Origin of the sequence: Pseudomonas sp. AP19 (assembly GCF_001728855.1) — a bacterium.
Classification (GTDB): Bacteria; Pseudomonadota; Gammaproteobacteria; order Pseudomonadales; family Pseudomonadaceae; genus Aquipseudomonas; species Aquipseudomonas fluorescens.
Genome location: NZ_LXJP01000003.1, coordinates 186,261 through 200,978 on the forward strand (window position 1 = coordinate 186,261; position 14,718 = coordinate 200,978).

The 14,718-nt window shown below is 60.2% G+C and carries 14 protein-coding genes and 1 pseudogene; 8 read left to right on the plus strand and 7 right to left on the minus strand.

Translation table 11 applies throughout. From position 1 onward, the window contains the following. Window position 1: 1 nt before the first annotated feature. Complete coding sequence (locus A7D21_RS04690; RefSeq protein ID WP_069551193.1) at window positions 2–1,570, plus strand: phospholipase D family protein; 1,569 nt, start codon at window positions 2–4, stop codon at window positions 1,568–1,570. 63 nt (window positions 1,571–1,633) lie between these two features. Here A7D21_RS04690 and A7D21_RS04695 read toward each other — a convergent pair whose 3' ends face one another. After that, window positions 1,634–2,776: an MFS transporter gene (locus tag A7D21_RS04695; protein ID WP_053258655.1), complete on the minus strand. Its 1,143-nt coding sequence runs from the start codon at window positions 2,774–2,776 to the stop codon at window positions 1,634–1,636. A gap of 181 nt (window positions 2,777–2,957) precedes the next feature. Continuing rightward, complete coding sequence (locus A7D21_RS04700; RefSeq protein WP_053258656.1) at window positions 2,958–4,451, minus strand: aldehyde dehydrogenase; 1,494 nt, start codon at window positions 4,449–4,451, stop codon at window positions 2,958–2,960. Window positions 4,452–4,681: 230 nt separating this feature from the next. On the opposite strand from A7D21_RS04700, the gene A7D21_RS04705 reads away from it, so the two are divergent. Continuing rightward, on the plus strand, window positions 4,682–5,044 hold the full coding sequence (locus tag A7D21_RS04705) for a cupin domain-containing protein (RefSeq protein ID WP_053258657.1): 363 nt from the start codon (window positions 4,682–4,684) through the stop codon (window positions 5,042–5,044). A gap of 71 nt (window positions 5,045–5,115) precedes the next feature. On the opposite strand, the gene rpmG is transcribed toward A7D21_RS04705, so the two are convergent. Both rpmG and rpmB read right to left on the minus strand, forming a co-directional pair. Beyond that, on the minus strand, window positions 5,116–5,271 hold the full coding sequence (gene rpmG, locus A7D21_RS04710; RefSeq protein WP_003176906.1) for a 50S ribosomal protein L33: 156 nt from the start codon (window positions 5,269–5,271) through the stop codon (window positions 5,116–5,118). An 11-nt stretch (window positions 5,272–5,282) separates the two neighbouring features. Further along, window positions 5,283–5,516, minus strand: coding sequence for a 50S ribosomal protein L28 (rpmB, locus tag A7D21_RS04715; protein WP_003176907.1), 234 nt, complete (start codon window positions 5,514–5,516; stop codon window positions 5,283–5,285). A 458-nt stretch (window positions 5,517–5,974) separates the two neighbouring features. Between rpmB and A7D21_RS04720 the strand changes: the two genes are divergently transcribed. Beyond that, a complete protein-coding gene (locus A7D21_RS04720; protein ID WP_069551160.1) occupies window positions 5,975–7,567 on the plus strand; it encodes an ABC transporter substrate-binding protein in 1,593 nt (530 codons plus the stop codon). 28 nt (window positions 7,568–7,595) lie between these two features. Here the strand turns inward: A7D21_RS04720 and radC are convergent, their stop codons facing one another. Further along, window positions 7,596–8,270, minus strand: coding sequence for a DNA repair protein RadC (gene radC, locus A7D21_RS04725; protein ID WP_053258659.1), 675 nt, complete (start codon window positions 8,268–8,270; stop codon window positions 7,596–7,598). A 143-nt stretch (window positions 8,271–8,413) separates the two neighbouring features. Here radC and coaBC point away from each other — a divergent pair, with 143 nt between their 5' ends. The 4 genes and pseudogenes from coaBC to argB all read left to right on the plus strand — a co-directional run bounded on the left by coaBC (window position 8,414) and on the right by argB (window position 12,672). Continuing rightward, window positions 8,414–9,622, plus strand: a complete 1,209-nt coding sequence (coaBC, locus tag A7D21_RS04730; RefSeq protein WP_053258660.1) for a bifunctional phosphopantothenoylcysteine decarboxylase/phosphopantothenate--cysteine ligase CoaBC — start codon at window positions 8,414–8,416, stop codon at window positions 9,620–9,622. Window positions 9,623–9,627: 5 nt separating this feature from the next. Then, on the plus strand, window positions 9,628–10,083 hold the full coding sequence (dut, locus tag A7D21_RS04735) for a dUTP diphosphatase (RefSeq protein WP_053258661.1): 456 nt from the start codon (window positions 9,628–9,630) through the stop codon (window positions 10,081–10,083). Window positions 10,084–10,343: 260 nt separating this feature from the next. After that, window positions 10,344–11,747, plus strand: a pseudogene (locus A7D21_RS04740) (phosphomannomutase/phosphoglucomutase); the annotation flags it as partial. Between the two features lie 19 nt (window positions 11,748–11,766). After that, complete coding sequence (argB, locus tag A7D21_RS04745; RefSeq protein ID WP_017735763.1) at window positions 11,767–12,672, plus strand: acetylglutamate kinase; 906 nt, start codon at window positions 11,767–11,769, stop codon at window positions 12,670–12,672. An 80-nt stretch (window positions 12,673–12,752) separates the two neighbouring features. On the opposite strand, the gene pyrE is transcribed toward argB, so the two are convergent. Continuing rightward, complete coding sequence (gene pyrE, locus A7D21_RS04750) at window positions 12,753–13,397, minus strand: orotate phosphoribosyltransferase (RefSeq protein ID WP_053258663.1); 645 nt, start codon at window positions 13,395–13,397, stop codon at window positions 12,753–12,755. 82 nt (window positions 13,398–13,479) lie between these two features. Between pyrE and A7D21_RS04755 the strand changes: the two genes are divergently transcribed. Next, window positions 13,480–14,259 (plus strand): exodeoxyribonuclease III, encoded by a 780-nt coding sequence (locus tag A7D21_RS04755; protein WP_003195493.1) that lies wholly within the window; start codon window positions 13,480–13,482, stop codon window positions 14,257–14,259. A 73-nt stretch (window positions 14,260–14,332) separates the two neighbouring features. Here the strand turns inward: A7D21_RS04755 and A7D21_RS04760 are convergent, their stop codons facing one another. Beyond that, window positions 14,333–14,701, minus strand: coding sequence for a DUF4870 domain-containing protein (locus A7D21_RS04760; protein ID WP_053258664.1), 369 nt, complete (start codon window positions 14,699–14,701; stop codon window positions 14,333–14,335). Between the last annotated feature and the right edge of the window lie 17 nt (window positions 14,702–14,718).

Genomic DNA, 14,718 nt, shown 5'->3' on the forward strand with positions numbered 1-14,718 from the left:
GATGATTCGACGGCTTTTATCGTTTTTCCTGTTGGGTGCCGTGGCCCTGAGCGGTTGCGCGACAGTCAATGCACCGCGCATTCCCAGCGATGCGCTGCCCGCTGCGCAATCGTCATTCGGCCGCTCGATCCAGGCCCAGGCCGCGCCGTATCAGGGCCGCTCAGGCTTTCGCCTGCTGCCCAATAGCAGCGAAGCCTTCATGGCCCGCGCCGAACTGATCCGTAATGCCCAAAGCAGCCTCGACCTGCAGTACTACATCGTGCACGACGGCATCAGCACCCGCATGTTGGTGGATGAACTGCTCAAAGCGGCTGACCGTGGCGTGCGCATCCGCATCCTGCTGGACGACACCACCAGCGACGGCCTCGACCAAGCCATCGCCACCCTCGCCGCCCACCCACAGATCCAGGTTCGCCTGTTCAACCCCCTGCACCTGGGCCGCAGCACCGGCGTGACGCGAGCCATGGGGCGGTTGTTCAACCTGTCGCTCCAACACCGGCGCATGCACAACAAGCTGTGGCTGGCGGACAACAGCGTGGCAATTGTTGGCGGGCGCAACCTGGGTGACGAGTATTTCGACGCCGAGCCGAACCTGAACTTCACCGATATCGACATGCTCAGCGTCGGCCCGGTGGCCGAGCAGCTCGGGCACAGCTTTGATCAGTATTGGAACAGCGCGCTGAGCAAACCGATTGATGATTTCGTCTCAAGCAGCCCGTCCAAAGGTGACTTGGCCGCCGCACGCGTGCGCCTGCAAAACTCGCTGGCCGAATCTCGCCAGCAGAATCACGCGCTGTATAACCGCTTGCGCACTTACCAGACCCAACCGCGCATGAACATCTGGCGCCGCGAGCTGATCTGGGCGTGGAACCAGGCATTGTGGGATGCGCCGAGCAAGGTGCTGGCCGAAGCCGACCCAGACCCACGCTTGCTGCTCACCACCCAACTGGCGCCGGAGCTGGAAGGCGTGAACCATGAGCTGATAATGATCTCGGCGTATTTCGTACCTGGGCAGCCCGGGCTGGTGTACCTCACCGGCCGCGCCGATGCAGGCGTGTCGGTCAGCCTGCTGACCAACTCCCTGGAGGCCACGGACGTACCGGCCGTGCACGGTGGTTACGCGCCTTATCGCAAGGCGTTGCTGGAGCACGGCGTGAAACTCTACGAGCTGCGCCGCCAGCCCGGCGACCCCAGCGGTGGCAGCGGTCCGCACTTGTTTCGCCGGGGCGCCTTCCACGGCTCGGACTCCAGCCTGCACAGCAAGGCGATGATCTTTGATCGGCAGAAGTCGTTTATCGGCTCGTTCAACTTCGACCCGCGCTCGGTGCTGTGGAACACCGAAGTCGGCGTGCTGGTAGACAGCCCCGAGCTGGCCGAGCACGTACGCAACCTCGCGCTGCAAGGCATGTCGCCAGCCTTGAGCTACCAGGCGAAATTGCAGGACGGCCAGGTGGTATGGGTGACCGAAGACAATGGCCAATTGCACACGCTGAGCCGTGAACCCGGCAGCTGGTGGCGTCGGTTTAATGCCTGGTTCGCCACCTCAGTCGGATTGGAACGCATGCTGTAGGAACAATGAAGATCAACTGTCGGAGCCGGGCTTGCCCGCTCGCACAGTTGATTGCATTTCAAATCAGGCGGGCTGTGCAACGCCAAATGCGCCCTGGCGCAGCAACAGCACCACCAGCCCCAACGCGCCGGCAGCCATCAACCACGGCAATGCATGCCCACTGATCCATTGGCTGCCCGCACCGGCCACCAGCGGCCCGATCAGGCAACCGATGCCCCACAGCTGCGCCACGTGAGCGTTGGCGCGCACCAGCGCGTCGTCGCGATAGCGCTCGCCGATCAGGATCAGCGACAACGTGAACAACCCGCCGGCGCTGGCGCCGAAGACTACCCACACCGGCCAGATCAGCGGCGTGTGCAGCAGCAGCGGAATCGCCAGGCTCGAGACCAGCAACAGCACCGCACAACTCAAGAACAGCGTGCGTCGCGGCAGGTAGTCAGCCAATGCGCCGATGGGCAATTGCAGCAGCGCATCGCCAACCACCACCGTGCTGACCATGGCCAGGGCGATCTCGGCCGTGAACCCCTGCTGCAGGCAATACACCGGCAGCAGCGTCAGAATCATCGCTTCGAACGCGGCGAACAACGCCACCGCCCAGCCAATCGCCGGCAGACTCAGACAAAAACGCCATAGGTCGCCGAAGGTGACGCTGAAGGAATCGGCCGTTGGCGCACCGGAGCGCCCCAGCAACAGCAGTGGCGCGACCATCAACAAGCCCACGCCCACCCAGAAAGCATAATCATGGTCGGTACCCAGCACGCCCAAAAGCAACGGGCCAGACAGTTGGCTCAAGGCGTAACTGCAGCCATACAGCGCAACGAGTCGGCCACGCCACTGCTCCACCACCAACTGGTTGATCCAGCTTTCGCCGAGGATAAACACGATGGTCAGGATCACCCCGATCATCAACCGCAGCACCAGCCAGACCGGGTAGCTGGGCAAGATTGCCAGCAGGCCAATAGACACTGCACCGGCCCATAGGCACAAACGCATCAGGTTCGCAGTGCCCAGCCATGCGGCCAACCGACTGGAGACCTTCGCTCCCAGCAGCACGCCGAAGGCCGGCATGGCGGCCATCACACCAATGGCGAAACTGCCGTAACCCCAGCCTTCGAGACGCAGGGACACCAGCGGCATGCTGACGCCCAGGGCCAGGCCGACGCTGAGTACCGAAGCCAGGACGGCGAAATATGTCGCCCAACGCATGCCCACGCTCCTGTGGAAAATGTCCGAGGTTGCAAACGAACTGTAGGAACGAGCTTATGCGGGAGCCGGGCTTACCGGCGATTGCAGGCGCCTCGGTGTGTCAGTCACACCTTGGCGCTGCTATCGCCGGCAGACCCGACGCCCTCACAAGCTGGCTCCTACAGGGGATCAGCGGTATGGCTTACAGCTTGATCCAGGTCGACTTCAGCTCGGTGTACTTGTCGAACGCGTGCAGCGACTTGTCGCGGCCATTACCCGACTGCTTGAAGCCACCAAACGGCGCGGTCATGTCACCGCCATCGTATTGGTTGACCCACACGCTACCGGCGCGCAAGGCCTTGGCGGTCAGGTGCGCCTTGGAGATATCCGCCGTCCACACCGCCGCGGCCAGGCCGTATTGGGTGTCGTTGGCAATGGCGATGGCTTCTTCGGCGCTGTCGAAGGTGATAACCGACAGGACGGGGCCAAAAATCTCTTCCTGGGCGATCTTCATGGCGTTGGTTACGCCGTCAAAAATCGTCGGTTCCACGTAGGTACCGCCGGTTTCTTCCAGCGTGCGTTTGCCGCCCGCGACCAGCTTGGCGCCGTCGGCGTGGCCGGCCTCGATGTACGACAGCACGTTGTTCATCTGCTGGGTGTCCACCAGAGCGCCGACGTTGGTCGCCGGGTCCAGCGGGTTGCCCGGCTTCCAGCCCTTGAGGGCCTCGATCACCAGCGGCAGGAAGGTGTCCTTGATCGAACGCTCCACGAGCAGGCGCGAACCGGCGGTGCACACTTCGCCCTGGTTGAAGGCGATGGCGCCAGCAGCGGATTCGGCAGCGGCTTGCAAATCCGGCGCATCGGCAAACACGATGTTCGGGCTCTTGCCGCCGGCTTCCAGCCACACGCGCTTCATGTTCGACTCGCCGGAGCGAATCAACAGTTGCTTGGCAATCTTGGTAGAACCGGTGAACACCAGGGTGTCGACGTCCATGTGCAGCGCCAACGCGTTGCCCACGGTATGGCCATAACCCGGCAGTACGTTGAGCACGCCTTTTGGAATACCGGCCTCAACGGCCAAAGCCGCGATTCGGATGGCGGTCAGCGGGGATTTTTCAGACGGCTTGAGGATCACCGAGTTACCGGTGGACAGCGCCGGGCCGAGTTTCCAGCAGGCCATCATCAACGGGAAGTTCCACGGCACGATCGCGCCGACAACACCGACCGGCTCCCGGGTCACCAGACCCAGCTGATCATGCGGGGTGGCGGCAACTTCGTCGTAGATCTTGTCGATAGCCTCGCCGCTCCAGCTCAGCGCATTCGCTGCGCCAGGCACGTCAATTTCCAGGGAGTCGGTGATCGGCTTGCCCATGTCCAGGGTTTCAAGCAGCGCGAGCTCTTCGGCATTGGCCTTGAGCAATGCGGCGAAACGGATCATGGTGGATTTGCGCTTGGCCGGCGCCAGGCGCGACCAGACACCGGAGTTGAACGTGGCGCGGGCATTTTCGACAGCGCGCTGGGCGTCGGCGACGTCACAGCTGGCAACGGTGGCCAGCAGGCGGCCATCGACCGGGCTGATGCATTCGAAGGTGTCACCGGAAACAGCGGCGGTGTATTCGCCATTGATATACGCGCGGCCTTCGATCTTCAGGTCCTTGGCGCGTTGTTCCCAGTCGGCACGGGTCAGGGTGGTCATGCGAGTGTCCTCCTCTTATTGAATACAAGGGCCAGGTGATGTCCCCCGGCAGCCTCAAAGAATTCTTGCCCGGCCAGCCTGCTGTTCGGCTCAAGGCAGCTGCCACCCTAAACCAGCGGCTGGGGATGTTTCAATATATTTGACATAACGGCGGTAAACGCCCTTGCGATGTTCATTTTAATAAACATAGACTTTGGGCTCACCAACCGCAGGCCAGACGGGACACGCACATGAGCATCCAGGACATCGTCGACTTCAGCCAAGCCAACACCGCCCCAGACCGCTACCGTCCGGCCGCCGAGAAAATCCTCAAGGGTGACCCCGAACAAACGATCTACAACCACTACAACAGTCCGTGCGGCCAGATGAGCGCCGGCGTGTGGGAAGGTGAAGTCGGGCATTGGAAGGTCAATTACACGGAGCATGAGTACTGCGAGATTGTGCAGGGTGTTTCCGTGTTGCGCGATGCCGACGGCAACGCCAAGACCTTGCGCGCCGGCGACCGCTTCGTGATCCCCGCCGGGTTCAGCGGCACTTGGGAAGTGCTGGAGCCGTGCCGCAAGATCTACGTGGTGTTCGAACAGAAAGCCTGATCAACAAATCACAGGCAAAAAAAAGCCCGGATCGTGAGATACGGGCTTTTTTTCACAAGGAAGAAAATCAATTACTTGATTTTGCCTTCTTTGTAGATCACGTGCTTGCGAACGCGCGGGTCGAACATTTTCTTTTCGAGCTTGTCCGGGGTAGTACGCTTGTTCTTGTCGGTAGTGTAGAAGTGACCAGTACCGGCGCTAGAGATCATTCGAATCAATTCACGCATGATAAAGCTCCTTAGATCTTGCCAGCGGCGCGGATTTCGGCCAGCACGACAGTGATGCCACGCTTGTCGATGATACGCATGCCTTTGGCAGATACACGCAGGCGAACAAAACGTTTCTCTTCTTCAACCCAGAAGCGGTGATGCTGCAGGTTCGGCAGGAAACGACGACGGGTTTTGTTATTTGCGTGGGAAATGTTATTCCCAGTCACCGGACCCTTACCGGTAACTTGACAGACTCTCGACATGCCTCAGCCCTCTAAAACCACATGCCCAACCCGGCATGGGTTGGCCGCTTAATCTCTCAGTCATTTGGCGCCAGGCGCCGCGTTTCTTTAAGGGTCTTACCGGCTACACCTACAGTGAAGGAACCGGGCCCCTAGAAAAGAGCGCTGCTTTATACCAGAAAGACCCAAGTGCAACAACAGCCCGTGTGTTTTTACCGGCATAAATGTTGGCGACAGACGCCTGAACCGTTGCCAGGAGGGGCCGCTGTAACAGCCGACCGCTCGTCGCACAGAATGATTTACCACGCCCGCCAGCACACAAAAGTACAAGACGAAACGCGCTGAGGCGCCATCAAAACAGCATTTACGCCAAAAGCACAGGCAAAAATGGGCTAGTCATTTATCAAACAGACCACTACGGTAGGCTTTTTCCAGACTGCACTCGCAGATGGGCCTTCGATCTGCAAAGGAAACTGAATATGCGCCTCGCTGCCCTACCGCTATTGCTAGCCCCTCTCTTTATCGCGCCGCTGGCCCAAGCCGCCACCAGTTTGAGCGTTTGCACCGAGGCCAGCCCCGAAGGGTTCGATGTGGTGCAGTACAACTCCCTGACCACCACCAATGCTTCGGCCGATGTGCTGATGAACCGCCTGGTGGACTACGACGCCGCCAGCGGCAAGCTGGTGCCGAGCCTCGCAGACAGCTGGGAAGTGTCGCCGGACGGCCTGACCTACACCTTCAAGCTGCACCCGGACGTCAAATTCCACCGCACCGAGTATTTCACCCCGAGTCGCACCCTGACCGCCGAAGACGTGCGTTTCAGCTTTGAGCGCATGCTCGACCCGGCCAACCCGTGGCACAAGATTGCCCAGAGCGGCTTCCCGCATGCGCAGTCTCTGCAATTGCCGGCACTGATCAAGAAGATCGACGCCCTTGACCCGCTGACCGTGCGTTTCACCCTCGATCACGCCGACTCGACCTTCCTCGCGGCCCTCAGCATGGGCTTTGCCTCGATCTACCCGGCCGAATACGCCGATAAACTGCTCAAGGCCGGCACGCCCGAAAAGCTCAACAGCCAGCCGATCGGCACCGGGCCGTTCGTTTTTGTGCGTTTCCAAAAAGATGCCGTAGTGCGTTACAAAGCCAACCCGGATTACTTCGCCGGCAAACCGGCTGTGGATAACTTGCTCTTCGCCATTACGCCGGATGCCAACGTGCGTCTGCAGAAGCTGCACCGCGATGAGTGCCAGATCGCGCTGTCGCCCAAGCCGCTGGATGTGGGTGAAGCCGAGAAAGATCCCGCACTCAAAGTAGAAAAAACCCCAGCCTTCATGACCGCATTCGTTGCGATCAATAGCCAGCACCCGCCGCTGGACAAGCCCGAAGTACGGCAGGCGATCAACCTGGCCTTCGACAAGAACAGCTACCTGAAAGCGGTATTTGAAGGCACCGCCGAAGTAGCCAATGGCATTTATCCACCGAATACCTGGAGCTATGCCAAGGATTTGCCGGGTTATCCACAGGACATCGCCAAAGCCAAGGCGCTGCTGGATCGCGCCGGGCTCAAGAATGGCTTTAAGACCACGATCTGGACTCGCCCCACTGGCAGCCTGCTGAACCCCAACCCCAACCTCGGCGCGCAGCTGCTGCAGGCGGACCTCGCCAAAGTCGGCATCCAGGCAGAGATCCGTGTGATCGAGTGGGGCGAACTGATTCGCCGCGCCAAAGCCGGTGAGCATGACCTGCTGTTCATGGGTTGGGCTGGCGACAACGGCGACCCAGATAACTTCCTGACCCCGCAATTCTCCTGCGCGGCGGTGAAATCCGGCACCAACTTCGCCCGCTACTGCGACCCTGCCCTGGACAAACTGATCAGCGCCGGCAAGACCACCAGCGAGCAAGGTGTACGCAGCAAGCTGTATCAACAGGCCCAGGCACAGATCCAGCAACAAGCCCTGTGGCTACCGCTTGCACACCCGACGGCGTTCGCTCTGGCGCGCAAGAATGTCGAGGGCTACCAGGTGAGCCCGTTTGGGCGCCAGGACTTCTCCAAGGTCAGCGTCAAACCGTGAAAGCCCGCCCTGCCCCAATGGGGCGGGGCTACAGCCACCCATATTCCGCCATCGACAGCGGGTCACCGTCGCCCACAATGATGTGGTCCAGCACTCGCACATCCACGACTTCCAATGCCTTTTGCAGCAACTTGGTTAATTTTCGATCAGCCGCACTCGGTTCGACACTCCCGGAAGGATGGTTATGGCACAGGATCAGCGCTGCCGCGTTATATGCAAGCGCACGCTTGACCACCTGCCGAGGGTAAACGATGGCGGTGTCGATGGTGCCCTCAAACAACGCCTCGAAGCCCAGCACACGATGTTTTGAATCGAGAAACAGACAGCCGAAGATTTCGTGGGGCTCATGCCGTAACAGCGCCTTGAGGTAGTCACGCACGGCGAGCGGACTCTCCAATACCGAATCGCTACGCAGGCGCTCGGCCAAGTGGCGCCGGGACATTTCCAGCACCGCCTGCAACTGGGCAAACTTCGCCGGGCCCAACCCCAAATGCTGGATGAACAGCGTCTGGCTAGCCTCCAACAACGGTCGAAGGCCTCCGAATTGGGCCAATAGATGGCGCGCCAGATCCACCGCACTTCTGCCCGAAACCCCGGTGCGCAGGAAGATTGCCAACAACTCGGCATCGGACAGACTCGCCGCGCCCCACTCCAAAAGCTTCTCCCGTGGACGCTCAGCCACAGGCCAATCGCGAATACTCATCCCACCTCCGTGTGCATGTGCGCCGCTGTTGCCCGGCGGTCGCTGTGTTATCTTAAGCCCTCTTTTTTGCGTGCGATTTCACCTGGGGAGGGGGCATCGCAGGCGTCACTGAACTGGCATCACTGAACTGGAAAGGCAAACCAATGCAGCGTCTGTATCGGAAACGCATCGTTCTCGGCGTCGGCGGCGGCATTGCCGCCTACAAGAGCGCAGAGCTGGTTCGCAGGCTCCTGGACCAGGGCGCCGAAGTGCGCGTGGTCATGACACGCGGTGGCAGTGAGTTCATCACCCCACTGACCATGCAAGCCCTGTCCGGCCACCCCGTTCACCTGGACCTGTTGGACCCGGCGGCCGAAGCCGCCATGGGCCATATCGAGCTGGCCAAATGGGCTGACCTGGTGCTGATCGCCCCGGCCACTGCCGACCTGATCGCGCGTCTGGCCCAAGGCATTGCCGATGACCTGTTGACCACCCTGGTACTGGCCACCGACGCTACCGTCGCCATCGCCCCGGCCATGAACCAGGCCATGTGGCGCGACCCGGCCACCCAGGCCAACACCCAACTCCTGCAGAGCCGTGGCCTCAAAGTGTTCGGCCCGGCCTCCGGCAGCCAGGCCTGCGGCGACGTGGGCATGGGCCGCATGCTCGAAGCCACCGACCTGGCGCAGTGCGCCGCAGAGTGCTTCCAGCACCTGGCACTCACCGGCAAACACGTACTGATCACCGCTGGCCCGACCCAGGAAAACATCGACCCGGTGCGTTACATCACCAACCATAGCTCAGGAAAAATGGGCTTTGCCTTGGCCGAAGCCGCGGTTGAGGCAGGCGCACGCGTCACCCTGATCACCGGTCCGGTGCACTTGCCAACCCCCGATCGCGTCACGCGCATCGACGTAGTCAGTGCCCGGGACATGTTGGCGGCCTGTGAAGCAGCCATTCCCTGCGAGCTGTTTATCGCCTCGGCAGCGGTTGCAGACTACCGCCCGGAAGTCGTCGCCCCGCAAAAGCTCAAGAAAGACCCTACAAGCGGCGATGGCCTGCTCCTGCAAATGGTGCGCAACCCGGACATTCTGGCGACCATCGCCACCCGCCCGGACCGGCCATTCAGTGTCGGCTTCGCCGCCGAGACCGAGCACCTGCTGGACTATGCCGCGCGCAAATTGAAAGACAAAAACCTCGACCTGATCGTTGCCAACGATGTCGCCAACCCGAGCATCGGCTTCAACAGTGAGGAAAATGCCATCAGCGTGATCGACCGCGAGTTGCACGCCACCGTTTTCGCCCAGACCAGCAAAGGCAAGATTGCCCGCCAACTGATCTCATTTATCGCCCAACGGCTGAACCAGGTTTAATTTACATGCACGCTTTGCAAGCCAAGATCCTCGACCCTCGCATCGGCAACGAATTCCCGCTGCCGGCCTACGCCACACCGGGCTCCGCCGGCCTGGACCTACGCGCCATGCTCAAGCAGGACACGGTCCTTGAGCCGGGCCAGACCCTCCTCATTCCTACTGGCCTGTCGATCTATGTCGGCGACCCTGGCCTGGCGGCGCTGATCCTGCCGCGCTCCGGCCTGGGCCACAAACACGGCATCGTGCTGGGCAACCTCGTGGGCCTGATCGATTCGGATTACCAGGGCGAGCTGATGGTGTCGTGCTGGAACCGTGGCAACACCGCGTTCAACATCGCCGTTGGCGAGCGCATCGCCCAGTTGGTGCTGGTGCCGGTGGTACAGGCGCACTTCGAACTGGTACAGGAGTTCGACGAAACTCAACGCGGCGCAGGTGGTTTTGGGCATTCCGGCAGCCACTGACTAAGCTGAATCTTGCCGGGCGCAGTTGTCCGGCAAGACGTCACCGCATGGCTATTCAGGATGAAGAATGCGCGGTTTTATTCAGCGAGATTTTTCTAATAAAATCAATGAATTACGCGAAAACGAAAACGGAGCCAGTACTCCGATGGCACTTTTACACCACGAACTCTCTGCCGAAAACGCCGTCTTACCCTTCAGTTTGAGCCTGCCGGTCAGCCACTTTAAGGCCAGCCTTGCCCCCCTTCAGATGGAGTTCCCCCCCCGCGATGAGTACCGCAGCCCGAGTAGCCCCGACATTCCCCGACAGCATCTTTCGCGCCTACGACATTCGTGGTGTGGTGCCCAAGACCCTGACCGCCGAAACCGCCTATTGGATCGGTCGGGCCATTGGCTCCCAGAGCCTGGCCCAGGGCGAGCCCAATGTTTCGGTAGGCCGTGACGGCCGCTTGTCCGGCCCGGAACTGGTGGAACAACTGATCCAGGGCCTGGCCGACAGCGGCTGCCACGTCAGCGACGTCGGCCTGGTGCCGACGCCTGCGCTGTACTACGCCGCCAACGTACTGGCCGGCAAATCCGGGGTGATGCTCACCGGCAGCCATAACCCGTCGGACTACAACGGCTTCAAGATCGTCATCGCCGGCGATACCCTGGCCAACGAACAGATCCAGGCCCTGCACAACCGCCTGAAGAACAACGACCTGACCAGCGGTAAAGGCAGCATTACCCAAGTCGACATTCTTCAACGCTACTCCGACCAAATCACCGGCGACGTCAAACTCGCACGCCGCCTCAAAGTGGTGGTGGACTGTGGCAACGGCGCGGCCGGCGTGATCGCCCCGCAGCTGCTCGAAGCCCTGAACTGCGAAATTATCCCGCTGTTCTGCGACGTTGACGGCAACTTCCCCAACCACCACCCGGACCCGGGCAAACCTGAAAACCTGATAGACCTGATCGCCAAGGTCAAGGAAACCGGCGCCGACGTGGGCCTGGCGTTCGACGGTGACGGTGATCGCGTCGGCGTGGTGACCAACACCGGCGAGAATGTGTTCGCAGACCGCTTGCTGATGCTGTTCGCCCGAGACGTGGTAGCGCGCAATCCCAATGCTGAAATCATCTTCGACGTAAAATGCACCCGCCGTCTCACGCCGCTGATCAAGGAATACGGCGGTCGCCCACTCATGTGGAAGACCGGTCACTCGTTGATCAAAAAGAAAATGAAGGAAACCGGCGCGCTGTTGGCTGGCGAGATGAGCGGCCATGTGTTCTTCAAGGAGCGCTGGTTCGGGTTTGACGACGGCATTTACAGCGCCGCCCGTCTGCTGGAGATCCTCAGCAAGGAAAAATCCACGGCGCAGGAGCTGTTTCAGACCTTCCCGAATGATATTTCTACGCCAGAGATCAATATCCATGTGACCGAGGAGAGCAAATTCAGCATCATTGACGCACTGCACGATGCGCAATGGGGTGAAGGCGCCAACCTGACCACCATTGATGGTGTGCGAGTCGATTACGCCAAAGGCTGGGGCCTGGTTCGCGCGTCCAACACCACACCGGTGCTGGTCCTGCGCTTCGAGGCGGATACCGAGGCTGAGTTGCAGCGCATCAAGGACGTGTTCCACGCCCAGTTGAAACGTGTTGCCCCTGATCTCCAATTACCGTTCTGATTTTTTACCGGAGCCCTGAATGACCCTCGAACGCGAAGCCGCTGCCAATACCGCCAAGGTCCTGTCCGAAGCGTTGCCTTACATTCGACGCTACGTCGGCAAGACGCTGGTGATCAAGTACGGCGGCAATGCCATGGAAAGCGAGGAGCTGAAAACCGGCTTTGCCCGCGACATCGTGTTGATGAAAGCTGTCGGGATCAACCCGGTAGTTGTGCACGGTGGCGGCCCGCAAATCGGCGATTTGCTCAAGCGCTTGTCGATCGAGAGTCACTTCATCGATGGCATGCGCGTTACTGACGCGCAGACCATGGACGTGGTGGAGATGGTCCTCGGCGGCCAGGTGAACAAGGACATCGTCAACCTGATCAACCGTCATGGCGGCAGCGCCATCGGCCTGACCGGCAAAGACGCGGAGCTGATTCGCGCGAAAAAACTGACCGTTACCCGTCAGACGCCGGAAATGACCCAGCCGGAAATCATCGACATCGGCCAGGTAGGCGAAGTCATCGGCATCAACACCGACCTGCTGAACTTGCTGGTCAAAGGCGACTTCATTCCGGTGATCGCGCCGATCGGTGTAGGTGCCAACGGTGAGTCCTACAACATCAACGCCGACCTGGTCGCCGGTAAAGTGGCCGAAGCGCTGAAAGCTGAAAAGCTGATGCTGCTGACCAACATCGCCGGCCTGATGGACAAGGAAGGCAAGGTGTTGACCGGCCTGACGACCCAGCAGGTGGACGAGCTGATCGCCGACGGCACGATCTACGGCGGCATGCTGCCGAAGATCCGTTGCGCGCTGGAAGCAGTGCAAGGCGGCGTCGGTAGCTCGCTGATCCTGGATGGTCGGGTACCGAATGCGATCCTGCTGGAAATCTTCACCGATACCGGTGTGGGTACGCTGATCAGCAATCGCAAGCGTCCTTAAACGCGGCAAACCAAAAGGCCCCGCTCAATCAAATTGAGCGGGGCCTTTTTTGTGGGAGCTGGCTTGCATGGGCCGCCGTGTCAGACGCCGAACTGCTCGCGGTATGCCTTAACCGCCGGCAAATGCTGCTTGAGCTGCGGGTCATCTTCCAGGAACTGCAACACCTGGTTCAACGACACGATGCTCACCACCGGAATGCCGAAATCACGCTCCACTTCCTGGATTGCCGACAACTCACCGTTGCCGCGCTCCTGGCGGTTCAGAGCGATCAACACGCCGGCCGCCTTGGCGCCCTCCTGGGAAGCGATGATCTGCATCACTTCACGGATCGCGGTGCCGGCAGTGATCACGTCGTCGATAATCAGCACGTCGCCTTTAAGCGGAGCACCCACCAGGCTGCCGCCTTCGCCGTGAGCCTTGGCCTCTTTACGGTTGAAGCACCACGGCAGATCAAGCCCATGATGTTCGGCCAACGCAACGGCCGTCGCGGCCGCCAGCGGGATACCCTTGTAGGCCGGGCCAAACAGTACGTCGAAGGAAATACCGCTTTCAACAATGGCTGCCGCGTAGAAACGGCCCAGCTGAGCCAGGGCCGAACCCGAGTTAAACAAGCCTGCATTGAAGAAGTATGGGCTGGTGCGCCCGGACTTCAGGGTGAACTCACCGAAGCGCAAAACGCCGCGATCGATGGCAAAACGAATGAAATCGCGTTGATACGCCTGCATGAAAAAAGCCTCAGATACCACGGATTTAGCTAATTAGGTAGACGGCGTGTATCATACACGCACGCGATTTTTGGGGCCATTTATGCGGATCATCAGTGTGAACGTTAATGGTATTCAGGCTGCAGTCGAGCGTGGTTTGCTCAGTTGGCTGCAAGCACAGAATGCCGACGTCATCTGCCTGCAGGACACCCGCGCCTCCGCCTTTGAACTGGACGACCCAGCCTTCCAACTGGATGGCTACTTCCTTTATGCCTGCGATGCCGAAGTGCCCACCCAAGGTGGCGTGGCTTTGTACTCGCGGTTGCAACCCAAGGCGGTCATCAGCGGCCTCGGCTTCGAGACAGCCGACCGCTACGGGCGCTACCTGCAAGCCGATTTCGACAAGGTCAGCATCGCGACCTTGCTGCTCCCTTCGGGGCAGAACGGCGATGAAGACTTGAACCAGAAGTTCAAGCTAATGGACGATTTCGCCCGTTACCTGGATAAACAGCGACGCAAACGTCGCGAGTACATTTATTGTGGCTCGCTGTACGTGGCGCAACAGAAGCTGGATATCAAGAACTGGCGTGACAGCCAGCAATCCCCGGGCTTCCTGGCACCAGAACGTGCCTGGATGGACGAGATTGTCGGCAACATGGGCTATGTTGATGCCCTGCGTGAAGTCAGCCGTGAAGGCGACCAGTACAGCTGGTGGCCGGATAACGAACAGGCTGAGATGCTCAACCTGGGCTGGCGTTTCGACTACCAGTTGCTGACCCCAGGTCTGCGCCGGTTTGTTCGCAGCGCACGTCTGCCGCGCCAGCCACGCTTTTCGCAGCACGCACCACTGATCGTGGACTACGACTGGACACTGACCATCTGAGGTCTTTTCCCAGGCACAAAAAAACCGACATCGTTGTCGGTTTTTTTGTGGATGCCTGTCGGCCGAACCCGCGTTATTTGACCACTCGCCAGGTCAAGGGATAGCGATAGGCGATGCCTTTGTTGGCTTTGATCGCACCTATGATCGTCAGCACGATAGTGCCGATGGCCAGTGCAAACATCAGGAAAAAGCCGATGACCGCAAAAGCCAGCACGATGCACGCCATCCAGGCGATGGCCACGGTGATCTGGAAGTTCAAGGCTTCCTTGCCCTGATCATCAATGAACGGGTCCACTTCCTTTTTCATCTGCCACAGGATCAGCGGCCCTACGACGCTGCCGAAGGGGAACACAAACCCCAGAAACGCCGCCAAGTGACACAACATGGCTCCCTGACGCACTTCGTAGGAAGGCGTAGGCACGGGTAGTTGGCTGTCATTCATGGCGTTTCTCCTTGAGG

What these genes read in the sequence shown, in the direction of transcription:
- A7D21_RS04690 (WP_069551193.1), top strand. Translation starts at nt 2, where the DNA reads ATGATTCGACGGCTTTTATCGTTTTTCCTGTTGGGTGCCGTGGCCCTG.
- A7D21_RS04695 (WP_053258655.1), bottom strand. Translation starts at nt 2,776, where the DNA reads ATGCGTTGGGCGACATATTTCGCCGTCCTGGCTTCGGTACTCAGCGTC.
- A7D21_RS04700 (WP_053258656.1), bottom strand. Translation starts at nt 4,451, where the DNA reads ATGACCACCCTGACCCGTGCCGACTGGGAACAACGCGCCAAGGACCTG.
- A7D21_RS04705 (WP_053258657.1), top strand. Translation starts at nt 4,682, where the DNA reads ATGAGCATCCAGGACATCGTCGACTTCAGCCAAGCCAACACCGCCCCA.
- rpmG (WP_003176906.1), bottom strand. Translation starts at nt 5,271, where the DNA reads ATGCGTGAATTGATTCGAATGATCTCTAGCGCCGGTACTGGTCACTTC.
- rpmB (WP_003176907.1), bottom strand. Translation starts at nt 5,516, where the DNA reads ATGTCGAGAGTCTGTCAAGTTACCGGTAAGGGTCCGGTGACTGGGAAT.
- A7D21_RS04720 (WP_069551160.1), top strand. Translation starts at nt 5,975, where the DNA reads ATGCGCCTCGCTGCCCTACCGCTATTGCTAGCCCCTCTCTTTATCGCG.
- radC (WP_053258659.1), bottom strand. Translation starts at nt 8,270, where the DNA reads ATGAGTATTCGCGATTGGCCTGTGGCTGAGCGTCCACGGGAGAAGCTT.
- coaBC (WP_053258660.1), top strand. Translation starts at nt 8,414, where the DNA reads ATGCAGCGTCTGTATCGGAAACGCATCGTTCTCGGCGTCGGCGGCGGC.
- dut (WP_053258661.1), top strand. Translation starts at nt 9,628, where the DNA reads ATGCACGCTTTGCAAGCCAAGATCCTCGACCCTCGCATCGGCAACGAA.
- argB (WP_017735763.1), top strand. Translation starts at nt 11,767, where the DNA reads ATGACCCTCGAACGCGAAGCCGCTGCCAATACCGCCAAGGTCCTGTCC.
- pyrE (WP_053258663.1), bottom strand. Translation starts at nt 13,397, where the DNA reads ATGCAGGCGTATCAACGCGATTTCATTCGTTTTGCCATCGATCGCGGC.
- A7D21_RS04755 (WP_003195493.1), top strand. Translation starts at nt 13,480, where the DNA reads ATGCGGATCATCAGTGTGAACGTTAATGGTATTCAGGCTGCAGTCGAG.
- A7D21_RS04760 (WP_053258664.1), bottom strand. Translation starts at nt 14,701, where the DNA reads ATGAATGACAGCCAACTACCCGTGCCTACGCCTTCCTACGAAGTGCGT.